At 54.3% G+C, this 24409-nt stretch carries 15 protein-coding genes; all 15 read left to right on the forward strand.

Translation table 11 applies throughout. From position 1 onward, the window contains the following. Positions 1-9: 9 nt before the first annotated feature. The 15 genes from AC1DLI_RS26865 to AC1DLI_RS26935 all read left to right on the forward strand — a co-directional run bounded on the left by AC1DLI_RS26865 (position 10) and on the right by AC1DLI_RS26935 (position 24398). Positions 10-2736, forward strand: a complete 2727-nt coding sequence (locus AC1DLI_RS26865) for a beta-N-acetylhexosaminidase family protein (RefSeq protein WP_477607697.1) — start codon at positions 10-12, stop codon at positions 2734-2736. Continuing rightward, positions 2733-4241 carry a hypothetical protein gene (locus AC1DLI_RS26870; RefSeq protein WP_477607611.1) on the forward strand — a complete coding sequence of 503 codons (1509 nt, stop codon included), beginning with the start codon at positions 2733-2735 and terminating at the stop codon, positions 4239-4241. Before AC1DLI_RS26865 ends, AC1DLI_RS26870 begins: the two co-directional genes overlap by 4 nt. A gap of 245 nt (positions 4242-4486) precedes the next feature. Continuing rightward, a complete protein-coding gene (locus AC1DLI_RS26875) occupies positions 4487-5824 on the forward strand; it encodes an extracellular solute-binding protein (RefSeq protein ID WP_477607613.1) in 1338 nt (445 codons plus the stop codon). A 292-nt stretch (positions 5825-6116) separates the two neighbouring features. Beyond that, a complete protein-coding gene (locus tag AC1DLI_RS26880; RefSeq protein ID WP_477607615.1) occupies positions 6117-8273 on the forward strand; it encodes an MGH1-like glycoside hydrolase domain-containing protein in 2157 nt (718 codons plus the stop codon). Between the two features lie 3 nt (positions 8274-8276). Continuing rightward, the gene (locus tag AC1DLI_RS26885) at positions 8277-9365 is read left to right on the forward strand and encodes a sialidase family protein (RefSeq protein WP_477607617.1); all 1089 of its coding nucleotides are present in this window, start codon (positions 8277-8279) and stop codon (positions 9363-9365) included. A 128-nt stretch (positions 9366-9493) separates the two neighbouring features. Further along, a complete protein-coding gene (locus tag AC1DLI_RS26890) occupies positions 9494-10378 on the forward strand; it encodes a helix-turn-helix domain-containing protein (protein WP_477607619.1) in 885 nt (294 codons plus the stop codon). 238 nt (positions 10379-10616) lie between these two features. Beyond that, positions 10617-12089 (forward strand): DUF5605 domain-containing protein, encoded by a 1473-nt coding sequence (locus AC1DLI_RS26895; protein WP_477607621.1) that lies wholly within the window; start codon positions 10617-10619, stop codon positions 12087-12089. A 54-nt stretch (positions 12090-12143) separates the two neighbouring features. Next, entirely contained in the window at positions 12144-13268 is a 1125-nt protein-coding gene (locus AC1DLI_RS26900; RefSeq protein WP_477607623.1) for an ABC transporter ATP-binding protein, read from the forward strand. A 22-nt stretch (positions 13269-13290) separates the two neighbouring features. After that, positions 13291-16266 (forward strand): extracellular solute-binding protein, encoded by a 2976-nt coding sequence (locus AC1DLI_RS26905; protein ID WP_477607625.1) that lies wholly within the window; start codon positions 13291-13293, stop codon positions 16264-16266. Further along, entirely contained in the window at positions 16253-17236 is a 984-nt protein-coding gene (locus AC1DLI_RS26910) for a carbohydrate ABC transporter permease (RefSeq protein WP_477607627.1), read from the forward strand. The genes AC1DLI_RS26905 and AC1DLI_RS26910 overlap by 14 nt, the downstream gene beginning before the upstream one ends. 2 nt (positions 17237-17238) lie before the next feature. Then, positions 17239-18132 (forward strand): carbohydrate ABC transporter permease, encoded by an 894-nt coding sequence (locus AC1DLI_RS26915; protein ID WP_477607629.1) that lies wholly within the window; start codon positions 17239-17241, stop codon positions 18130-18132. Positions 18133-18151: 19 nt separating this feature from the next. Further along, a complete protein-coding gene (locus tag AC1DLI_RS26920) occupies positions 18152-20296 on the forward strand; it encodes a YIP1 family protein (RefSeq protein WP_477607631.1) in 2145 nt (714 codons plus the stop codon). Beyond that, complete coding sequence (locus tag AC1DLI_RS26925) at positions 20293-22569, forward strand: DUF5696 domain-containing protein (RefSeq protein WP_477607633.1); 2277 nt, start codon at positions 20293-20295, stop codon at positions 22567-22569. The genes AC1DLI_RS26920 and AC1DLI_RS26925 overlap by 4 nt, the downstream gene beginning before the upstream one ends. After that, positions 22566-23432, forward strand: coding sequence for a carbohydrate ABC transporter permease (locus tag AC1DLI_RS26930; RefSeq protein ID WP_477607635.1), 867 nt, complete (start codon positions 22566-22568; stop codon positions 23430-23432). Before AC1DLI_RS26925 ends, AC1DLI_RS26930 begins: the two co-directional genes overlap by 4 nt. A gap of 12 nt (positions 23433-23444) precedes the next feature. Beyond that, positions 23445-24398, forward strand: a complete 954-nt coding sequence (locus tag AC1DLI_RS26935) for a carbohydrate ABC transporter permease (RefSeq protein WP_477607637.1) — start codon at positions 23445-23447, stop codon at positions 24396-24398. The last annotated feature ends 11 nt before the right edge of the window (positions 24399-24409 follow it).

The following is a 24409-nucleotide window of genomic DNA, read 5'->3' on the forward strand; positions in this document are numbered from 1 at the left end:
TTGCTGGAAATGATAGCGATTGGATACGATTTGGATGCTTCGCCCCGAATGCTGCACGGCGTGCGGCTGCTGAAGGAAGCGCTCGAGACTTGCGGTTATTTGGTGGAGGAAAAGGCGGGCGGCTGGGCGTGGAACCGTTACCGCGATACGGGTAACCGTAAAATTTACGTCGGCCGCCGCACCGGCTCCGGACTGCTCGCGGCGCTCGAGGAGCGCGATGTGCTGCTCTACCATACGGAAGAACCCGCCTTGGAAGGCTTCTATTTGTCCACATGTCCCGGAAGGCTCGTCGTTGTCTCCGGGGGGAACGAGAGCGGCGCCCTTTATGGCTGTCAGGAGCTGTCAAGACGAATTCGGAAGGAAGGAGGGCTTCCGCGCGAATTGTCGTTTGGAGACATGCCCCGTTTTGCCTGGCGCGGACCCGCGATCGGCTTGCAGAAGCAGCGTGTGGAGCCGGGGCGACAGCCCTTCGAATATCCTCTGACGCCCGACCGCTTTCCATGGTTGTACGACAAGGCCATGTGGCTGGATTATTTGGACATTCTGCTCGAGCACCGGGGAAACACGCTTTACCTATGGAACGCGAATCCGTTCGCCTCGCTAATCGATCTGCCGGATGAGCCGGAGGCGCGCGAGGTGACCAAGGAGCAGTTGGAGACGAATGCAAGCTTGCTGCGCTGGCTGACGGAAGAGGCGGACAGACGCGGCATTCGATGCTTTTTGGCTTTCTACAGCATACATATCCCGCCTGGTTTTGCCGATAAGCACGGCTTGTCTCACAAGCAGACTCAGCCCATGCCGGTGACAAGCAGCTATTTCCGCCGCTTGCTTGCCGCCTTCGTACGTGACTTCCCTTCGGTCGGCCTGATGGTATGTCTAGGCGAGAGGTTGAAAGGGCAAATGTACGGGGCGGAGTGGCTGTGCGAAACCATTTTGCCAGGCATCAAGGAAGGCTTTGGCAAATCGGCGGCCTTAGAGCCGCCGCCGGTCGTCGTACGCTCGCACGGCATCGAGATCGAGAAGGTGCTGCAGGAAGCCGACGCGCTTTATCCGAACTTGCACACTGAAATGAAATACAACGGGGAATCCCTCACGACGTGGACGCCGAGGGGGGCAACGCGCGAGCTGCATCAAAGGCTTGGAGCACGGGAGGGCAATCATGTGGCCACCGTGCATATGCTTACTAATTTGGAGCCGTTCCGCTGGGGAGCTCCATCGATTATTCAACGCTGCGCTCAGGCGGCACGGTACCGGTTAAAGGCATCGGCACTGCAATTTTATCCGCTCTCCTACTGGAGCTGGCCTTATTCGCCGGACCGTTCGGATGTGAGGATCAAGCAGGTGGACCGCGATTGGATCTGGTTTGAAGCGTGGTTCCGTTACGCCTGGAATCCAGACCGGGACGGGAACGCAGAGAAGCTGCACTGGATATCCCGGCTGGAGGAAAAATACGGAAGCAGGGAGGCGGCCGAGCAGCTTTTGCACGCATACGAAGCTTTCGGGACATGCGCGCCAAAGCTGCTGCGCCGATTCGGCATCACGCAGGGCAACCGCCAGACGATGAGCCTCGGCATGACGATGAGTCAGTTAACGAATCCGGAAAGGTATGTCCCTTGGTCCGAGCTGTGGGAATCGCATGCTCCGCAGGGGGAACGGCTGGAGGAATTCGTACTGAAGCAGCTGGCAGGCATGCCTCATCTGGGCGAGACGCCTCTCGATATTGTGGAGGAAGTGGAGCGCTCCTCCGAAGAAGCTTCCAGGGCAATAAAGCAGTCCCGTATGACCGTTCAAAAAAATAAAGCCGAGTTCGAGCGGCTCGCCGCTGACATTGAGGCGGTCAAAGCGATGACGGGCATGTATACGTGCAAAGTAAGGGCCTCGCTCTTGGTGTTCATGTATAAGCATACGGTTGGCGACAGGTATGCCGAAAAGGTGGAGCTGCTGGAGGAGGCGGCGGAGTGGCTGGACAAAAGCGTCGACGTGTACCGCAAGCTGACGGAAATGACGGAGAAGCAGTATTGGTTCGCTTCCGGCATGCAGACGCCGCATCGCAAAATACCGTTCCGCGACGGGGAAGTTTTCAACCATTGGAGGGAATGCCTGCCATTGTTCGAACAGGAGCTTGCCGCTTTCCGGCAGCGTATAGGGGAACTGCGGGCGGGCAAGATACCCTCCTCTCTAGTTCAGGCATCGCGCGTATCCTATCCCCGTTATCGTCAATCCAGCTTTACGCTGCTGAACGAGGATGCCGAGCTGTACCGGATCGAGAAAGGCGCCCGCGTCTTTACCGACGGCGACATCCCAATTATAAGCTGCGCGGAAGAGCTGTACGGATTGACGGGGATCCGGTACAGCCAGCTGCGCGCCGCATACGAAGAAATTAAGCTCGAAGTGGAACTGAAGGAGCCTTCCCTGATTCTGGTCGGTTGCTTTAATTCCAAGGACGACCAATGGCTGAAGCCTGGGGTAGGGGAGGCAGGCGAGAGCAGTACGCTTGGCCTCGATCCTGTGATCCGCAGAGGCATCCGGCTTTTCGCTTATCCTTCCGTCCATGTCCATGCCGTGCCTTATGAGGCGGGGCGGCATACCCTTCGATTCGGTTTGGGAGCGTTCTTGATTCTTGGCGTCATCGAGCTGCATCAGAGCCTGTCCGACCGGGAATTCGAGCCTCGAAACGATGAACTTATGCTGCTGGATTGGTTGTACGAAACGACGGAGGAGGCGATCGTGCTGTGAAATCCAATTCCGAAGCGGCGGCCGGACTGATCGGTCTTGTTTCGAAACATGCTGACCTGCTGATGAAGCACGCTGCGGATGCTACTGGAGAAACCCCATTGTTTGTCAATGCGCTAGATTCGCATACGCTAGCTCCGGCGAAGTACGATCCAGATCATGTGAACCGAGGAGCGCTGCTGGCAAGCCCGGCAAGCCAGCAGCGCTGGCTTAAGCTGCTCAGCGGCATTTCCGGGCTGACGGGCGATCCAGCGTACGAGAAGCGGGTATTGGCGGTCAACCGTTTTATCCTGCAAAGTCAGACGGATGGCAGCGGCCTGCTCTACTGGGGAGGCCATACCGCCTACAATATAGAGAACCGGTCGGTTGAATACGCCGGAGACAAATCGATGGTGCACGAGCTTAAATTTCATTACCCAGATTATGAGCTCATGTGGCGGGCGGATGCGGAAGGTACAAAGCGCTACATCGAAGCGATGTGGAATGCGCACATAATGGATTGGTCGCGTCTTGATTTCAACCGGCACGGGCCGTACGGAACTCCGCTTGGGCCTTTATGGGAGCAAGAGTACAAAGGCGGGGATATCTTCTTCTGGGGACGCGGACTGACGTTCGTCAACGCCGGAAGCGACTTGTATTATGCGGCCGCGATGCTGGCGAAGCTGACGGGCGAGGAAGCGTCGCTGGCGTGGTCGAAGCGGCTGGCTCACCGTTACGTGGAGACGAGGCAGCCAGGTATCGGCATCAGCGGTTACCAGTTCAGCCAATCCGCTGCTTCCTGGTGCGACGGCCCGGCGGTACGGGGCGATAGGGCTCAGTATCAGTTGGCTCCGATCATACCGGAAGGTCATACGGTCTATGAAGGGACGCTCTTCAAGCCGAGGCCTGTCGTGCAGCGGTGCCAGCTGGCGATTGGCGAGCAGGTCGGGGAAGCGGCGCAATGCTTCATCCGGTGGTCCTGCGAGGAAATGGCGGCTTGGGGGAGAACCGCCTACCGCCGGTCCGACAATTGCTTTGTTCCGATGCTGACCGACGGGTACCCAATCGAAGGGCTGACACTGGACCGCAACGGCTATTTCGGACCGAAAGGAACGGTTTTTCGGGCAATCCCGGCGGGTCCGGATTTTTTCTGGATGTACGCGGCCGGCTACAGGCTATCGGGTGATCCGTTTCTATGGGAGATGGCGCATTCCATAGCCATGCGGATGGGCGAAGGGGATATCGGCCTTCCCGGTGGCGGCGGAACCCGGATATGGAAGCCTCGGAAAGACAACGCCGATTACCGGATGCTTTACGGCCTATTAGAGCTGTATAAGAGTACAAACGACAGATTGTTTCTTTCCTTTGCCCGGCAGTCGGCGGAGCAGTTGCTTTCGAAAGCTGCCCCTAACGGCGCTTTTGCATCGAATGGACGGTTTCTGACCGACGATCCTCTCCCCCTTGCGCTGCTGCATCTTGCGGAAGCGCTGCTGGACAGGCCGGGATCCGTACCTGTCACGTGGAAATAGGGTAATGCTCGCCTCTCGTGCTGGCATCTTCTCAAAAGATATGTTGTATTCCCCTATAGGAAAGGCGGTTTCGCCCTAAAAAAGACAGCGGCTTAGTCATTATAATAAGATTATTCTACAGCACGAATCAATCGAGCTATTCAGACGAAAGGAGAAAAGAAGGCAATATCACGGTATTTTAGACAGCGCTTACAATGGGGAAATGAAAATCTGTGGTTGATGAGAAAAGGGAGGAAAAGCTTATTATGGTACGGAAAATGGTTTCAATGATGCTGTCGTTTGTCATGATTCTAACCGTTCTGGCAGCGTGTTCGGGCAATTCCGAAGGTACGGTTTCGAATGAACCTTCAGTGGAGCCTGAAGGTTCCGCAACGGCCGATTCCGGTAATCCGGCGGATCTGAAAGCCGATTTGACTTGGTTCGGCTTGACTAGTCCCAATCAGTTCGAGGAGCGTTACGGCCAATATCTTAAGCAAAAATTTCCGAATATCAACATTACCTATATCAACCAGACGGACGAGCGGAAATTGGAGCAGGTTATCGCATCCGGCACGCAAATAGACATGTTCCTGTCGTCGGCCGGCGAGTTGAGAGAAGACTACGTGCCAGCTAATATGGCACTCGACCTCGGCCCATTGCTTGAGAAGCACGCCGTCGATATCAGCTCGATCGAACCAGCCTATCTGGAATCGGTCAAAATCGACGGAAAAGTGAATCTGCTTCCGGTCAGCGATAATAAATTCGTCATGTATTACAACAAGGGCATCTTCGACCGGTTCGGAGTGAAGTATCCTTGGGACGGCATGACCTGGGACGAGGCGTTGGAACTGTCCAAACAGATTACCCGCAATGAAGGCGGTAAGCAGTATATCGGTCTGTGGATGTCTCCGAAGCATTACCTCCGCGTCGCCCAAAACTCGGCAGGTTTTGTTGATCCGGCAACGAATAAGGCGACCGTCAATAACGACCAATGGAAATTCATTTTCGAAAATATTTTCTATAACTTCACCCGGGATCCGGGATTGCAGCAGCGCGCCAACGAAGAATGGCTAGCGCACGCGGACTTTAACAAGGATTTCGTAGTCGGCATGTATGTCTATACGTCGGGTTGGATGCAGAGTGCCGATACCTCGCTCGCCATGGACTGGGATATTGCAGCCGTTCCGACCTTCAAGGATATGCCTGAGGTGAATACGCAGCCGTATGCTACCTATGTAGGCATTTCGGCTCTCTCGAAAAATCAGGATGTCTCTATGGAGGTGCTGAAATACCTGATTTCGGAAGAATATCAGACGATTATCTCCAAGAAAGGCATGATTACGCCGCTGACGACACAATCGGTTCGCGATGCGGCGTTCACTGAATATCCGTTCGCAAGCGAAAAAAACATCGCCGCGCTCTTCTACGGCAAGCCGGCTCCTTCCCGCGTGCTGACGCAATACGACGAGCTTGTCATCGAAGATGCATTCGACAAAGATGCCGTACGACAAATCGTGATGGGGAAACTCGACGTCAATACAGCGCTTCGCAGAGCGGAAGAGAATGCGAACAAGTTGATTCAGGAGCAATTGGCGAATCAATAACAAATCGGCAGACTTCGTCCCTTTAGGACAATCAAGCAAGGGGAGATGGGCGACCATCTCCCTTTTTCCGTGCGACAGGCAGTCGTCTCGACACCTTAGCCGCTCTACGGATCATCTATCGCAAGCGGCGGATCTATCAACGATCATAGGGGATTACGTTTTGGAGCAAAGGAGGGGCATTCGGGAAGTGAGTTCGATTGCCCTATAAATTTGTCGTTAACCCCGCAGAACAACAATAACTTGGCCTATATACTGGTAATTGAGAAACCAAATGATGGGAGGCAGCTGTAGCATGATCGACGAGGAGTTGAAAGCGGGGAGAAAGGCGCTGCGCACCGTCCCTGGAGGTCTACTGCTCGGTCCTACGGGAGCGCGTCTTTGGGCCGATTACGTTGAGGCCGCTCCAGGCTTTGTCGGCCGATTCGACTTCATTCACAAAGTAAATATTCCGTTTCTTTTCGCCATTACGGTTAACGGCCAAGACTACAGCATGGAAACGGCGAAATCCGATTGGTATCCCAGCCAGCTCCGGATCGCCTATTCCGACGACCGGGTCGGCTACGAGGAGACAAAATTTATTACCTGGGAGGATTGCGCCGTTTCCTGCCAGACCTGGACGAACCGGTCTGATGGTGAGCTGCTGCTGCGGGCGACTGCGCCATACGGCTTTCAGACTTGCGGCGCCGCAGGTCTGCAGGGTGGCTTCGATATCCCTTTTTACAGTTTTGACATCGATGCGGGCATCGTTGCGAGCGAGCCTTCCTTGTTTAGCGGCGGCCTGAAACTGCAGCCTGGAGAGACGAAAACGCTCATCGTTGCTGCGGCGCTCGGGATTCGGTCACTAGATTGCATCGAAGACTTGATTGACCGTGCGACTTGCTTCATTGGCAAGCCTGCAAGCCTTGAGGAGACCGCGTTCAGRCAGCAGGCGTCGTACCAACGATGGTTCGACGCAGCGCCGCGTTTCAAGAGCAGCGATCCGTTGCTTGATAAAACCTGGGCGTACCGGTGGTTCCTGCTTCGCCACAACCTGGCCGATCCGAGGTACGGACTTCTGCAGCATCCGTTGTTCTACGAAGGCCGATCCCATAAGAAGGGGAAGCGCCCGTTCACTAAAGGCGGGTGGGAGTTCAGCAAGCTGATCAATTTGTCTGTGCCTCTGCACCTGACTGACGCGAGGTGGCTCCACGATCCTGCCGTCTGCATGGGAGTGCTGCGGAACATGCAGGAAACGCCTGCGGACAACGGCATGTACTGCTGTCTTACGGCAGATGAACGTCTGCACTCCTTCGCGAACTATATCGGTTGGGCGGCTTACCGGCTGTTCCTCGTTCATCGCAACGAAAAATCAATTGTGGAGGCGCTTCCAGGATTGAAAGCCCAGATTTCGAGCTGGCAGGAAGTGTACGGCAACGATCGGGATCGTTTGATGACGGAATACCGGCATACCCGGACAGGGAAGGAATATCAACCAAGCTACTGGTATTTCCACGATTATCCGCGAAATCCGAAGGATCCCGAAACGTATACGCACGTGAAGCGGGTGGACAGAACGGTTTATCATTATCTGAACGCGCTCGGCGTCGCACGGTTGTGCGACATCACAGGAGATCCGGATTCGGTTCAATACCTTCAGCTCGCGGAACAGATCAAACATGATGTGCTGGAGAAGATGTGGGACGGAGAAACGGAGTTTTTCTACGACCTGCATCATCTGACGGATGAGATGGCGCTTGTGAAAAACATCGTAGGGTTCTACCCGGCGTGGGCGGACATGCTCGACGACCGGCATGACGGTCTGGCCGCTCATTTGCTGGATCCGAACGAATTCGCCACGACATGCCCGTATCCGACGGTTTCGAAAGACAGCGTCGCCTACTCGAGGGAAGGCGGATGGTTCGGCCACTTTATTAAAGGACGCAACGGCTGCATGTGGAACGGGCCTTCCTGGCCGTACACTAACTCGATCGCGCTTGATGCGCTAGCCCGCGAGAGCAAGCGCTGCGGCAACGTCTATAATGAAGCGTTTGCGCGTGGCCTGAGGGAGTATTCGTTCCTCCATTTCCAGAACCGGGATCTGGACCGGCCCGGACTGGTGGAGCATTACAACAGCGGAACAGGAGAGCCGCTCAGTGACGAGCATGAATACAATCACTCGTATTATATCGATTTGATCATCAGTCACGTGGCGGGACTTGCCGTCGAGTCGGACAGCCTCCGTCTCGATCCGCTCGATATCGGTCTCGATTATTTCGAGCTTGACCGGGTGAAAGCGGCGGGCCAAGACATTCGGATCACCTACGGCAAGCCGGGTTTGAGCAGGTATCCGGCAGGAATAGAAGCAGGCTACCGGTTGTACCAGAACGGAAGGCTGGCCTTTGCCTCGAAATCCCTGGCAGCCGTGACGCTGCCGCTTGAATTTATGAAAGAAGAACGAAAGGGTGTGTAATCCATGCAATTAACGGAACGATATAACGGTATTTTGAATCCATCGCAGCAGGATCCGCAGCTGACGGAAGCGCTTTTGCCGATACGGTACGAGCCCGACAGTCATTCGGCGAATTTGCTTGCGCTGGATAATGGGGATTTGCTTTGCGTATGGTTCTCCGGAAGCGGCGAGGGAAACCCAGATACGAATGTACTGCTTTCGAGGCTGCCAGCCGGCGGCGACCGGTGGGAGGAGCCGATTGAGGTAGCGGCCGACCTGGAGCGCTCGGAGCAAAATCCGCTTGTCTTCCAGGCACCGGACGGTAAGGTTTGGCTTCTCCATACGTCCAACGAGCCGCATAATCAGCAGACCTCGAAAGTCGTCGGCCGTATCTCGGAGGACCGCGGGTATACTTGGGGGGAATCTTTTGTTCTGCATGAGGGCCCGGGCCTGTTCCTCCGCCAGCCGATACTGGCGATGAGCAACGGGGAATGGCTGCTGCCGTGCTATTACTGCAAGCCGGGCGGGCATTACAGCGTTGTGCTCATTTCCGCTGACCAAGGTAAGACGTGGACGGAATACGAAGTGCAAGGCAGTTTGCACCGCGTTCAGATGAGCGTCGTGGAGCTCGATAACGGAGCGTTGTTCGCCGTCTTCCGCAGCCGTCATGCCGACCGGATCTACAGCAGCGTCTCCGCGGATTTTGGGAGAACCTGGAGCGAGCCTGCTAAGACATCCTTGCCGAACAACAATTCCTCCATTCAAGTGGCGAAGCTTGCGAGCGGCCATTTGACGATTATCTATAACGATTCCACGTTGGAGAGAGATCAATACCGCTGGATTGAGAAAAACGGAGAATTGCGCAAGAAGACGCTGCGGACACCGCTGACAGTGGCGATTTCGGAGGACGGCGGAAAAACCTGGCCCTATGTCAAAAACATCCAAATGTCGGATCTCGAGCATCGGGAGAAGCAAACCGGGTATTCATATCCGAGCATTATTGGAATGGGGGACGGCAGCATCCATGCCGCTTATTCGTATYTGAGGAAGGCGATCAAATACGTGCGGTTTACCGAGGACTGGGTGAAGCAGGACGGCAGAACACCCGTCTAAGCGCATACATGAAACAGTTTGAACGGTTTCATCCTATCTTGTAATCGCTTTCTCTTGAAAATTTTGCTAAGATATACGTTACAGAAGTGTCCAAGAAGTTCACCTACACACTCAACCGGGGTGATAGTATGAATTGGCGTGTTATCGAATTGAGCGGGGACAGGTTTTTCAACCCTGATTTTGATATCTTTATCAACCGTGAAGTGGAAGCGTTTTCTCTATCGCAGCATACCCATGATTTTATTGAAATCAGCTATGTAGAGGAAGGCAGCGGGTATCACTATATCGAGGATCAGATGATCCCGATCAAGCGCGGCGATCTGTTCGTCATCCCGATCGGCACGTCGCATGTGTTCCGGCCATCTTCCCGGGACAAGCAGCTTGTCATCTATAACTGCATCTTTCGGACATGCCTGCTGGAGCGGTTGAAATCCCTCGTCTGCGAATCGTCCATGCTGCACAGCATTTTGTACGGCTTGCCGCCATCCACGGTCAAGTGGCTGCAGTTCCAGGACAAGTTCGACATGTTTTTATCCATCATGCACGGGATGTATAGGGAATTTTTGAAGAAGGGACCCCGTTATGAATTTTTGATGATGGGACAGCTAATCCAGGTTCTAGCTATGCTGCAGCGCTACGAATGCGACGGCAGCCTTGTCTCGACGCCGACGAACAATATGGATGACGCCATCCAGTATATTAACGTTCACTTTGCCACGAACCTCACGGTCCAGCAGGTAGCGGAGCGGTCGTTCATGAGCCCGAGCCACTTTCAACGGCTGTTCAAGAAAACGTCGGGCGTCACGTTCATGCAATATTTGCAAAATATCCGGATCCAGCGCTGCTGCGAGCTGCTGAAATCGACCGAAATTTCGATTCAGGAGGCAGCCAATCAGGTCGGCTACCAGGATATGAAGTTTTTCCATGCGCTGTTTCGCAAGAAGACCGGCGTCACGCCTAGAGAGTACCGGCGAAGCTCGCATGATATGGATATGAATCTAGCCTCAATATAACGAAGGAAGCGCATTTCCCAGCGGGAGTGGCGCTTCTTTTTTTTGCGCTTGGGCAGCGCTGTAGGTCATTTCAAAGTAGCGAATAGGCATTTATGGCATACCCTGAGCTTGTATCCCCCTATAGATACGGCCTGAATCACCTATATAGGGGGGAGAACGGCATTGTATAATGAGAAAAATTCGCTTCAGTCGGGCCTGTTAGCGGGTTCGGCCGATCATGCGGGAGGAGAGACGACGCTTGATTAGTCACAAGAAAGTGGAACGCTGGACCGTGTTTGAAACCGCTGTCATCACCAGCGGAACACATGAGAACCCGTTCAGCGGCGTACGGCTGGAGGCTGTTTTCCAGAGCGGCGGGCGGGCGGCTAAGGTAAATGGATTCTATGACGGGGACGGCGTCTACAAAATCAGATTCATGCCGGATACGGTCGGCCGTTGGACATTCTCGACAAGCAGCAGCGACCCTTCGCTCGACGCGGTAACCGGGGAGTTCGAATGCACGGCCGCTGGCGCCGGCAATCACGGGCCGGTGCGCGTCGCATCCCCGGACGGTTTCGAATACGCGGACGGATCGCCCTATAAGCCTTTCGGGACGACCTGCTACGCCTGGATACACCAGAGCGAGACGCGACAGACCGAGACGCTCGCCACGCTGCGGGAGTCGCCTTTCAATAAAATCCGCATGTGCATCTTTCCGAAAAGGTATGCCTTTAACACCGTCGAACCGGAGCTGTTTCCGTTCCCGGGCTCGAAGGAGCTGGGTTTCGACCTTGAACGGTTCGAACCGCGGTTCTTCCACGGGCTAGAACGGCGAATCGAGCAGCTTGCGGAGCTCGGTATTGAAGCGGATGTGATTTTGTTCCATCCCTACGACAAGGGACATTGGGGCTTCGACAGCATGAGTTCGGACCGGGATGAGTTTTATTTGCGATATGTGACCGCGCGCCTGTCCGCTTATCGCAACGTATGGTGGGCACTGGCTAACGAGTACGATTTTATGCGCGAGAAGCGGAAAGAAGATTGGGACCGGTTATTTCAAATCGTACAGGAATGCGATCCTTACCAGCATCTTCGTTCCATACACAATGGAACGAAGATGTACGATCCGTTGTCGCTCGATCTGTATAACCACGCGAAGCCCTGGGTCAATCATGTAAGCCTTCAACACTGGGATCTTACCGCAGTAGACTCGATCCGCCGCGAATACGGGAAGCCGGTCGTCGTTGACGAATGCTGTTACGAAGGCGACATCCCGCGCCGGTGGGGCAACATTACGGGGGAAGAGATGACACACCGGTTCTGGGAAGGAACCATCCGCGGCGCTTACGTCGGACACGGTGAAACTTACATGCATCCCGAGGACATCCTTTGGTGGTCGCATGGAGGCAAGCTGCACGGCACAAGCGCTGTGCGCATCGGATTTCTGCGACTGCTCCTGGAAGAAGCGCCTCAGCCATTGACCGTAATCGACACGATCAAGGACGTTCCGGCACTCGGAGTAGAGGGCGACTATTACTTGCTGTACTTCGGCATTCACCGGCCTGCCGTAAGGCCGGTTCAGCTTCCGGAGGAGGCTGTGTACACCGCCGAAGTGATTGACACCTGGAACATGACGATCGAGCCGCTCGAAAAGACGTTCTCCGGCGCCTGTGCGATCAGTCTTCCAGGCAAGCCGTATCAGGCGCTTCGAATTAGACGCTGCATGCCATAACGGAATAACCGCGAAAGCTGGCCATTCAATACCTAATCGTTCGGAGGTGCCGCCATGGGGCGCATAGTACTAAAACATATTGAGAAACGTTACGGCAAAGACAAGCAGTATGCCGTGAAAGATTTTAACTTGGAGATCGAGGACGGTGAGTTTCTCGTCATGGTTGGGGGGTCGGGCTGCGGCAAATCGACGACGCTGCGCATGATCGCCGGGCTGGAAGATATTACTTCGGGCGAGCTGTACATCGGCGACAAGCTGGTGAACCATCTGCCGCCGAAGGACCGGGATATTGCCATGGTCTTCCAGAACTATGCGCTGTACCCGAATATGAACATCTACGAAAATATTGCGTTCGGGCTGCGCCTGCGCAAGGAACCAAAGCATGAAATCGATCTGTCGGTCAAATCGACGTCCCGCACTTTGGAGATCGAGCAATTTTTGGAACGTAAGCCGAGACAATTGTCGGGCGGACAGCGCCAGCGCGTCGCGCTCGGCCGGGCGATCGTCCGGAAGCCGAGCGTTTTCCTGATGGACGAACCTTTATCGAACCTGGATGCCAAGCTAAGAGTCCAGATGCGAACGGAGATTATCCGGCTTCATAAGCAGCTCGGCGTGACGACGGTCTATGTGACGCATGATCAGGTGGAAGCGATGACAATGGGCAACCGGATCGTTGTCATGAAGGACGGCGTTATCCAGCAGGTCGACAGTCCGCGCGTCATCTATAACAATCCGAAGAACATGTTCGTCGCGAGCTTCATCGGCACGCCGCCGATTAACTTTGTAGAAGGGAAGATCGCCGAATCGGACGGCGGTAAACTGCAGCTGCAGACACAGCGAAGCTACCTTGCCATTCCTGACGCGCATGCGCAGCTGCTGCGGAAGCACGGTAAAGTAAACCGTAAGGTTGTGCTCGGCATCCGATGCGAGTATGCGCATGCGGAGCCGGATATGGCCGATCGTCATCCTCAAAGCCAGTTGACGGGCACGCTTAAGGTAGCAGAGCTGATGGGAGCGGATATGTATCTGTATGTCGACATCGGGACGGATACGCCATTTGTCGTCCGTACCTACTCGGGCTTCGACTGCAAGGAGGACGAGCGGATATCCGTCACGCTGGACATGTCGAAAGCGCTTTACTTCGACAAGGATACAACGGAAAGCTTGATGCACGAATAATGGATACAAAGGGGAGAGACGGATGTTAAGGGCGCTTACGAGATTGCGAGTAATAATCGTACTGGCGATGGCCCTCGTTTTGCTTCTGCCGGCCGCTACGGGACTTGCGGAGAAAACCGGCACGTCACAGTCGCCGGACCTGGCGGAGGACGCGCCTGCTGCTGAAGCGGCACAGGCGGCAGCCGCGGGCGAAACAGGCGATCCCTACTTTTTTGACAAATTGACGGAATGGAAGCAAACGGGAGCGACAGACGAACACGACGGAAAAATTGGCTTGTCCGCTGCCGGTTATGCGCGGGCGTCCGAAGGCGCCCATGTTAGGGCCGGCAGCGTTGACGGCAAAGCTGAGGCGCTCGATTGGCGCTTGGAAAATGAAGAATGGCTCGAATACGATTTTACCGTTGAGCAGGCCGGGCTGTACCGCATCGATTTGACGTACCGTCCTGTCACGGACGACAACCGAAGGAGGCCGATTTTGCTGAACGTCTCGTTCGACGGCAGAAACGAGTTTCTAGAAGCGAGATCCGTTACGCTGGACCGCCGCTGGAAGGATCCTTTCCCGGCTTCACTCGATTCGAACGGCGACCAGATACGTCCGATGGCGGAGGATATCAGTGGCTGGATGACGACAACGCTCCGCGATTCAGGCGGTGCATACGTCGAGCCGCTGCAATGGTATTTGACTCCGGGTAAGCACACGCTTCGATTCACAAGCAACGAGCCATTGGCACTGGCCTCCATCGACCTGTCGGCTCCGGATCAGGTTCCGGCCTACGAGACGGTAAGGCAAGCGAATGCGGCCGAAAGCGGAGGAAGCAAGGGTGGCGAGCCGATCGTCATCGAAAGCGAGCAAGCCGATTGGAAAAGCGTCTCCTCGATATCGCTTCGATACGATAACGAGATCGACAGCACGCCTTATAAACGGGGAAAGATTACGTACAACACCGTCGACGGATCGCGCTGGTCGTCCGGTAACGGTGAGATGAGCTGGACCTTTGACGTCCCCGAAAGCGGTTATTACAAAATCGGTATGCGGGTTCAGCAAAATTACTCATCCAACCGTGCATCCTTCAGGACCGTCCGGCTCAACGGCAAAATTCCGTTCGCCGAAATGAAGGCGTACCGGTTTCCGTACGCTTCCGGTTGGCAAGGCGTCCAGCTCGAGGATGAGCAGGAGCAGCCATATTTGTTTTACCTGGAAAAAGGGAGCAATACGATTTCGATGAGCGCGACCCAGGCGCCCGTCAAACCGATGATCTCCGAGCTGGAGAAAACCGTAAACGAGCTGATGGCGCTTGCGGATGATCTTAAGGCGCTGACAGGCGGCTCGAGCGACACGAACAGAACCTGGAAGATTAACAACGAGCTGCCCGGGTTTACGGACAATCTCGGAGAGATCGCCGATTCGCTGGACGCCGTGCAGCAGCAGTTGACCGATGTCAATGGCAAAAAGGATGCCGTTACACAAGGGTTGTTCACGACGATTAAAGATATCCGCTCGATGCTGGCGGATCCGAACCAGATTCCGTACAAGACGAACCGCTTCGTCACGATGCAGGGCAAAGTGGCCGAGATGCTGCAGCAGCTGAAAAGCCAACCGCTTGGGCTTGACCGCATTTATATCGTGCCGGAGAATCAGAAGCTTCCAAGGATGGAAGCGAAGTTTTTTAAAAAAATGAAAGGGGCGTTCGTCAATTTCTTCTATTCGTTCCAGTCGAAGGAACGGCTGAGCAATATGGATGAAGAGGTGCTGAACGTTTGGGTGCTCCGCGGCCGCGATTATATCAATCTGCTGCAGCAGCTGGTAGATGAGCAGTTTACGCCGACGACAGGGATCAAGGTTAAGGTCAATCTGCTTCCGGATACGAATTTGCTCGTGCTGATGAACGCGGCTGATATTGCACCCGACGTCGCGCTCGGATTGCCGCAGACGCTGCCTTTCGATTACGCCATCCGCAACGGGTTGTACGATCTGTCGCAGTTCTCGGATTTCGATTCGATGTACAAGCGGTTCGCGCCGGGTACTTGGACCCCGTTCTATTACGACAAAGGATATTACGCGGTGCCGGAGACGCAAAGCTTCTCCATGCTCTATTACCGCAAAGATATTTTGAACAAGCTTGGACTCGAGGTGCCGGACACCTGGGAAGACGTCTATGACATGCTGCCGACCTTACAACAGAACAATCTCAATATGGCGCCGGTTCAGCATATGCCGTTTTTCTTCCAGAACGGGGCCGAATATTTCACTAAGAACGGCCTGCAGACAGCTCTGGGCACGGAATCGGGATATAAGGCATTCAAAGAATGGACCGATCTGTACAACATCTACGCAGTGGATCAGCAGCTGGCCAGCTTCTATCAGTCATTCCGGAGCGGCACCGTACCGATCGGCATTGCGGACTTCAGCATGTACATCCAGCTGATGGTGGCGGCACCCGAGCTGAACGGGTATTGGGGCATCGCACCGATCCCAGGGGTCGCGCAGAAAGACGGGGAAGTGGCCAGGTGGATGGGCGGCAATTTGCAATCGTCGGTTATTTTTAAAAAGACGAAAAAAGCCGAACAAAGCTGGGAATTTCTCAAATGGTGGACATCCGCCGAGGTACAGGAGAGATACGGCTCGGATATCGAGACGATTAACGGTCTATCCTTCCGTTGGAACACCTCAAATGTCGAAGCGTTTGTCCATCTTCCTTGGAAACAGGAGGATTTGCGCAGCATTCTCGAGCAATGGCGCTGGTACAAGGAAATTCCGAACGTGCCAGGCAGCTACTTCCTGGAGAGGGAGCTGCAGAACGCCTGGAACCGGAGCGTCGTCGACGGAATCAATTACCGGAGCTCGCTGGAAACGACGATCGGGGAGATCGAAAGAGAGATGCGAAGGAAAATGCAGGAATTCGGCAATATCGACAGTCAAGGCAACTATTTGCGCCCGCTCGATTTGCCCGAAGTCAACAAGCCGTGGGAAGGGGTGAACCCATATGTCCGAGAGTAACGCGCAAATTTTGAAAAAAAATTACGCCGACAGCAGCATAGCCTACCGCACGAGAGGAAAAGCGACCGAGCTGCTAAAAGAAATTTGGCGGTTCCGATTATCGTACCTGTTCATCGCGCCTTTTATGGTCTGCTTCATCGTGTTTATTTTGATTCCGGTCGTATGCGCGTTCATGCTCAGCTTTATGACCTATAATTCGCTCGAGCCGCCTCGCTTTATTGGCTGGGCCAATTTTCGCTATATGATATCGGAGGATTTGCTGTTTCTGAAATATGCGCTGCCCAACACGTTCAAATTCGCAGTCATCGCGGGACCGTGCGGCTACGTTGCCTCCTTCCTGCTGGCATGGTTGATCACCATCATTCCCGGAAGCTGGCGGAAGTGGTTCGCGCTCGCGATGTACTCACCGTCGCTGATGGGAGGAGTCGCCATGACCATCGTCTGGCTTCCGCTCCTTAGCGGCGATAGAATCGGATACTTGAACAGCTTTCTGCTCGAATGGGGATTCATCAGCGACCCTGTGCTATGGGTAACGAGCAAGGAGCATCTGATGACGTCCATGATCGTCGTTACGCTCTGGTCTAGCATGGGGATCGGATTTCTGGCGATGATGGCGGGCATCTTGAACGTCAACCCCGAGCTGTACGAAGCGGGGAGACTCGACGGCATCAAAACCAGGCTCGAGGAAATCTGGTACATTACCGTTCCGTCTATGAAGCCTCAGATGCTGTTCGGCGCGGTCATGGCCATCGTCGGGACATTCAAGGCGGGCAGCATCGGCACGGAGCTGTCGGGAATGAACCCGACGCCGCAGTATGCCGGCCATCTCATCATGAACCAGATCGACGATTACGGCTTTATCCGCTTTGAGCTGGGCTACGCATCCGCTTTGTCTGTGTTCCTGCTGCTGCTCATGTATTTATCCAATAAGTTTTGCTGGGGTTTGTTCGGTTCGAAGGGGGATGAATAGAGATGGCACTGCCGCTGATCCGCAAACCTGTTTTCAAGAGAAGGTCCAAGCTGTTCCGGTTGAGCCGTTTCGAGAAAGTTGTTGTATTCCTGCTCATTCTGTTCAGCGCGTTTATGCTTCTGCCGCTTGTTTATATTTTCAATCAYGCGCTAAAACCGTACGAGGAATTGTTCATTTACCCCCCGACGATTTGGGCTCGAAACCCGTCTTTGCAAAATTTCGTCGAACTGTTCCAAATTACGTCGGGCTCAGAAATTCCGGTCACGCGCTACATTTTCAACAGCTTTTCCGTAGCGGTGCTGAGCGTCATCACGGTGACGGGCGTAAGCGCGTTATGCGCCTATCCGCTTTCGAAACATAAGTTTCCCGGATATAAGCTCGTATTCGCGACTATTATGCTCACGCTGCTGTTCGCGCCGGAGACGGTTACCATACCGCGTTATCTCGTCGTCAGCCATTTGGGCATCATGAACACTTATTGGGGCCATATTCTGCCCATGGTAGCCGTTCCGGTCGGCGTCTTTCTAATGAAGCAATTTATTGACCAAATTCCGAACGAGCTGCTTGAATCGGCCCGGCTGGACGGCGCAAAGGAAATTATGGTGTTCCTGCGGATAGTGGTACCCGTCATTCTTCCGGCGGTCGCAACGATCGGCATCATCTCGTTCCAAACCGCTTGGGGCAACGTAGAGACTTCGGCTTTGTTCATGCAGGACGAACAGATGAAGACGTTTCCGTTCTTTATCTCCACACTGACGACCAATATGGCTAACAGCGTGGCAAGGCAAGGCGCCGCCGCAGCTGCAGCGCTGTTCATGTTCATTCCGAATCTGATTATTTTTCTTGTATTCCAGAGCAAGGTCATTGCAACAATGGCCCATTCCGGCATTAAATGAAACCGCGGGAGGAAAAGATATGAAGCCGGCACAATCGAAAATGATCCGTCTCCTGCGGGGCTTGCTGGCCGCGTGCCTCGTATGGGTCTTCTTTCCGGCGGTTGTATCCGCCGATTATCCTTATTCAACCAATTATCGATCCGGTAATGGATCGCTTGTTTGGACGCAGGCTGCTTTTGCGCCAGAACAGGTGCTTGGCAGGAATATTTTTATCCCTGATCCGAAAGATCCTTCCAAACAAATACAGTCGCCGCTCGCGCAGCCCCGCGATCTGTTCATCGACTCGCAGGATCGGATCTATGTCGCCGATACGGGCAATAACCGAATCGTCCTGTTTCACCGGAACGGCGAATTCGACCGGATCCTGCCGGCGGTCGAAGGAACGCCGCTTTCCAATCCGCAAGGGCTGCACGTTGACGCGAAAGGCCATATTTATGTCGCCGATACCGGCAACGCCCGGGTCGTTATGCTCGACCAGCAGGGCAAGCTGCTGAAGGAATATACGCTTCCGGAATCGAGGTTCATCCCGGAGGAGTACCGCTTCGAGCCGATCAAGGTAGCAGTCGATAAACGCGGATTTTTGTATATCGTATCGCTCGGCAGCTATAACGGGCTGCTGCAGCTCGATCCCGAAGGCGGCTTTGTCCGCTTCTTCGCAGCCAATAAGGTGCCTTTCACTTTCCTCGACTCGATAAAGCGAATGCTCTATTCGAAGGCGATGTATGAGAAGCAGCTCAGCAAGCTGCCTCCGGGCATCAACAATGTGAACATCGACGAGCGCGGGTTTACTTACACGGTTTCTTTCGGGGAGGAGCTAAACGACGAGCAGGTAAAAAAGCTGAACAATTCCGGCAAGCATTTCCTAGGCTCCAGCAGCACCTTGGGGCCAGGCAACAATACGTTCGGCGAATACCGCTTCCGCAAGACCGGAGAGAAGGCGAACCTGAAGGATATCGCAATCGACGCGAGCGGCAACTTCTCCGTTATCGATGGAGATTCGAAGATGGTCAGCCAATACGACGCATTCGGCAACCTGCTGTTCTTCTGGTCCGGGGACGCAAGTCCGAACACGACGCAGCTCGGCATCGTCAAAAGCCCGGCGGCCATCGACATCAATTCGCGCAACGAGCTGTTTATTCTGGACGATAACGCGAATCTGATTCAGTCGTACCGCCAAACCGAGTTCGGCGCGCTCGTCTATAAGGCGAACAACCTTACCGTCGACGGAAGGTACAAGGAAGCCGAGCCGCTTTGGCGCGAGGTGCTTCATCTCAACGCCTACTACACGCCCGCTATGGTCGGGCTTGCCCAGTCTGCCTACGCCCGCGGGGATTACGCGGAAGCGAAGAAGCTGTTCCGCGATGCGGGCATTCAGGAGGGCTTCTCGAACGCGTTTTGGCAAATCCGTCTGCAGTGGTTCCAGAACAATTTCGGTTTCTTCATGAACGTGATTATTGCGGCAGCTGTCCTGTATTTCGTTTATAAAATGGCGGCAAAACGTTATCCGATTCTGCTGAATCCGCCAATCCGGCTCCGGCCCCGCTCCCGCTTCCTGGGCCAACTACGGCATTCGCTTTACGTGCTGCGGCATCCAATCGACGGATTCTCCGCTCTCCGTTATGAGAATAAGGGCAGCTACGTGAGCGCGTTCGTCATCCTGGCGCTGGCCTATATTTCCTATGCGGTGTCTCGTTCGTATACAAGCTTCACCTTTAATACGGAGGCAATCAAGCCGCTCAGCGGGAGCACCGTATTTCTCCAGTTTTTCCTGGTATGGATCGGCTGGGTCGTATCCAATTATTTGGTCAGCAGCATCATGCGCGGCGAGGGACGTTTCATGGACGTGTTTATCGGCAGCTCCTACGCGCTTACGCCGTTTATCGTGGTCGGCCTGCCGCTCACGCTGATCTCAAACGGCATGTCACTCAGCGAAGCGTCGATTTACAACTTCCTTCACCAGGGCATGCTCGTATGGATCTTTCTTCTGCTCGTCTGGAAGGTGCAGTCGCTTCAAAATTATACAGTAGGCGAGACCGTAATTAACTTGCTGTATACGGCCGGTACGATGATTATTATCGGCGTGTTGTGCTTCATTCTGTTCGGTCTTAGCACCGAGCTGCGCAGCTTTATTTATTCGATTTTTCAGGAGGTGTCGGCGCGTTGACGGGAGCAAGCATACATGACATCAAGTGGCGCAAGCTGCTTCCTTGGGCGATTGCGGCGGCGGCAGCGGCGTTGATCGGCATTTACTTGTGGACCCATTCCGTGAGCTCGGGCGAGAGCCTGACGGAACAGGTCCAGGTGCGGCAGGACGTCATTCCCGAAGGTCTAAAGCCAGCCGTAAGCACGAATGGGGAGCTGCCGAACGAAGCCGATTTTGAGCAGGTGGCTGAAAGCGAAACGCTTGTGCTTTATGCGGATAAGAACACTGGACATTTCAAAATCCGCGACAAACGGGACAGACATGAGCTGCGCTCGTATCCGAATCCGGAGGACTGGCCGCTGGAGACAATTAGCGGTACCTGGCGGAGCCATCTTCTGTCGCCGATTATGCTGGAGACGGTCGAGAGCGCTTTAAAGACGGAAGTGAAGGTGAGTAGCCTGCTGTCGCTGAAAGGCGGCATCAAGAGCTGGAAGCCGATCGAGGACGGATTTGTTGTTACGTTCGCGATGCCGTCCATTCAGATGGCGATTCCGATCGAGGTGCGCCTGAGGGACGATTACGTTGAAACCAAAGTAGTCGATGCGGAACTTATCGAAGGCAAGGATTCGCTGATCAATTTAAAGGTATTCCCGTTTCTGGGCGCCGCGCAGCCTCGAGGACAAGAGGGGTATTTGCTGCTGCCGGACGGCTCGGGCGCGATTTACCGGTTCAAGGAGAATATCTCGAACGAACGCAGCGTGTACCGCGAGCCGATCTATGGCATAGACAGAGCGTTCAACTCGGTGTTTACGAACCGGAAGCCGATCACGATGCCGGTATTTGGCATCAAATCGGGAAGCAGCGCTTTTCTGGCGGTAGCCAGCGAAGGGGAGGAATACGGCTATATATATGCGGCGCCTGCCGGCGTCTACAGTCAATACGCCTGGGCAACCGTCGAGCATAATTACCGCCTTCAGTACTTTCAGCCGACGACATATGACAAGCTGTCAGGTTTTTATACGTACAGCAAAATCAAATTCGGCGGGGACCGCAAGATCCGCTATTATGTCATGCCCGAATCGGAAAGCGATTATTCCGGCATGGCCGCGAAATACCGCGATTATTTAATGAAAGAGAAGGGCCTTGAGCGGCAGGAAGCAGGCGATTCGCAGCTCCCGCTGTACCTTGACCTTATCGGTGGAGATTCGGAGAAGGGCTTTCTGCGAAACCGGTACATTACCGGATCGACAACGGACGAAGCGAAGTCGATTCTGGATCGGCTGCATGCACAGGGCATCCCCCGGCTAGTCGTCACCTATCAGGGCTGGCAGACCGGAGGCGCGAGCCAGATTGGCTTTGGCGCGCAGGTCGACAAGCGGCTTGGCGGCAACGACGGCATGCGAAGCTTCGCGGAATACGCAAAATCGAAGGGAGATACTGTCCTACTGGAGACGGATTTCACGTTGAATACCGACGGCGATTCTTTCGATTCGAAGAGACAGGCTATGCAGGATCAAGCGGGTTCCGTCATGAAGTTCTCTCGCCCGCAGTCGAACGACGAGATTGCGATTGTGAGCCCCGAAGTGTCGCTGAGCAAGATGGAAGACGCCTTAGAAAGCTTCGCAAAGCTTGGCGTTGACGGACTTCAGCTTGGGGGTACCGGCCATATGCTGTTCAGCGATTACAACCGCAGATACCGCACAAGCCGGGAAGAGGCCGCGTTGCTGCAAAGTGAGCTGCTGAACGCCGTTCAAAAGAAGTTTCCTGCGGTGTCGGTTATTGGCGGCAATGCCTACGCGCTGCAGAACGCAGACGCCGTAAGGCAGCTGGCGGGCGACTATTCGTACGACTTGTTCCTGGACGAAGCAGTGCCTTTCGCCCAGATGGCGCTGCACGGACTCGTGCCGTATACGATGAACTGGGGCAATGCGAGAGACGAGTACCGCAAAGATTTTCTGCGCGGTATTGAATACGGGGCGGCACCGACATTCGGCGTCATGAATGCGAAGACGGAGAAGATGAAGAGGGCGTACACCGTCTGGCAGTACAGCCTAAATTACGACGAATGGGAAGCGGCGATCGTTGAGGAATATAAGCGCTTTAACGAAGCGCTCGGAGATGTCCAGGGGCACTTCATGACGATTAACCGGACGGTCGCCCCGAAGGTGAAGGAGTCGGTTTATTCCAATGGGAAGAAGATTATCGTGAACTATAACGATACGGAGGTATCGGTCGAAGGAAGACGGATTCCACCTCAGGATTTTGTAGTGGTGAAGGGGGGAGAGGCGAAATGAACGGCTTGATCCGTTTGAAGAATAGGTTGTCGCAGCGATACGAAGGCATCTTTCTCATCTTGCCTTGGATCGTCGGTTTTCTCTTGTTCGTATCGTTCCCTCTCCTTTACTCGCTTTATATGAGCTTTCATAACGTTCGGATTACCGGGAACGGTATCTTGCACGAATTTGTCGGCACCAAGTACTATTACAACATTTTGTTTGAGGACGGCGGCGTCTTCTACGATCAGCTTCTGCCGTTTCTAAGGCAGGTTCTGTTCATGATTCCGATTATTGTCATTTTTTCATTCATGATTTCGATCATGCTGAACCAAAAGTTTCTGGGAAGGGGCTTGTTCAGAGCGGTGTTCTTCCTGCCGGTTATTTTCTCCTCCGGCAATGTTATCGAACGCTTCCTTAGTCAGGGGAGAGGCCAGCTCGGGTTTCTGGAACAGTTCTCCATATCGACTGCGCTTACGCAATATTTGCCGGTCTCTTGGGCTACGCCGATTGTCAGTGTTCTGAACTCGTTCGTCCTCATTTTATGGTATTCCGGCGTACAGATTCTTCTGTTCCTTGCGGGCAGGCAGACGATTTCATCGTCGGTTTACGAGGCGGCGCGTATCGACGGCGCGAATCCGTGGGAGATGTTCTGGAAAATTACACTGCCAGCCATGATGCCGTTCGTGCTGCTGAATACGATTTACACGGTCGTGGATTTGTTCACCTTTCCCGGCAATCCGATCATTGCGAGTGTCAATCCGACGCAATACGGTCCGACCAGCGCATTGATCTGGGTCTATTTCATGATCATACTGCTGTTCCTGGGATTGGTGTTCCTGCTGCTCGGCAGGGCGGTCCGCGTCACGACGCAAACGAGGTAGGAGGAGAGAAAGATGGAGAAAGTATTGAATGTCCTCCGGCAGCGTCAGCAACGTTTTGGCTTGATCGGATTGGGCGAACGTTTCCGGCTGCTGCTGTTCGGACGGGAAGCCGATAAAGGACTGCTGTTTCGCGTTTTCATTTATATTGTGTTGATAGAAACGGCTTATCTGTATCTCAACCCTATTTTTTATATGATATCCACGATGGTTAAAGGTCTCGACGATTTATTGGATCCGACCGTGAACTGGATACCTAAGGCAATCTATTGGGGGCATCTGAAAGAGGCATGGGAGCTGCTGAACTATCCGACCTCGTTTGGCGTCAGCTTCGGTCTTTCAATCGGGGCGTCGCTCTTTCAGCTCGTCGCCTGCGCGATGGCCGGATACGCGTTCGCAAGGGTGAAGTTTCCTTTCAAGCGTTTCTGGTTCGCGTGCCTGATCTTCGCCTTCGTGATCCCGCCGCAGGTGACGGTTTTGCCGCTGATTATCATGTACCGGGAAGTGGGCTGGATCGACACGTACTTCCCGATGCTGATTCCGGCTTTGTTCGGGCACGGCCTGAAGGGCGCGCTCTATGTGATCATTTACCGCCAATTTTTCTCCATTCTTCCGAAAGAGCTGGAGGAAGCGGCGAAGATCGACGGAGCAAGTTTGTACCGGGTCTTCTTCAAGGTCATGCTGCCGATCGCAACGCCGGCCATTGTCGTCGTCTTCCTGTTCTCTTTCGTATGGAACTGGAACGACAGTTATTTTCCGATGATGTTCCTGTTCAAGATGCAGGACGTTCCTCTCTCTATCGCGCTGGTGAAGGCGACGGGAGACATCTCAACGGAAGAAGGGAAGCTGTTCGCCCAGTCGCTCGACATGGCGAAGTCGTTTCTGGCGGTTATGCCGCCGCTGGTGTTATACCTCTTTACGCAGCGCTGGTTTATCGAAGGCGTCGAGCGGACCGGCCTTGTGGAATAACAACGAATGGA

The sequence above is a fragment of the Paenibacillus sp. 01T443 genome (genome assembly GCF_056398325.1).

What these genes read in the sequence shown, in the direction of transcription:
- AC1DLI_RS26865 (WP_477607697.1), top strand. Translation starts at nt 10, where the DNA reads ATGATAGCGATTGGATACGATTTGGATGCTTCGCCCCGAATGCTGCAC.
- AC1DLI_RS26875 (WP_477607613.1), top strand. Translation starts at nt 4,487, where the DNA reads ATGGTACGGAAAATGGTTTCAATGATGCTGTCGTTTGTCATGATTCTA.
- AC1DLI_RS26890 (WP_477607619.1), top strand. Translation starts at nt 9,494, where the DNA reads ATGAATTGGCGTGTTATCGAATTGAGCGGGGACAGGTTTTTCAACCCT.
- AC1DLI_RS26900 (WP_477607623.1), top strand. Translation starts at nt 12,144, where the DNA reads ATGGGGCGCATAGTACTAAAACATATTGAGAAACGTTACGGCAAAGAC.
- AC1DLI_RS26905 (WP_477607625.1), top strand. Translation starts at nt 13,291, where the DNA reads ATGTTAAGGGCGCTTACGAGATTGCGAGTAATAATCGTACTGGCGATG.
- AC1DLI_RS26910 (WP_477607627.1), top strand. Translation starts at nt 16,253, where the DNA reads ATGTCCGAGAGTAACGCGCAAATTTTGAAAAAAAATTACGCCGACAGC.
- AC1DLI_RS26920 (WP_477607631.1), top strand. Translation starts at nt 18,152, where the DNA reads ATGAAGCCGGCACAATCGAAAATGATCCGTCTCCTGCGGGGCTTGCTG.
- AC1DLI_RS26930 (WP_477607635.1), top strand. Translation starts at nt 22,566, where the DNA reads ATGAACGGCTTGATCCGTTTGAAGAATAGGTTGTCGCAGCGATACGAA.
- AC1DLI_RS26935 (WP_477607637.1), top strand. Translation starts at nt 23,445, where the DNA reads ATGGAGAAAGTATTGAATGTCCTCCGGCAGCGTCAGCAACGTTTTGGC.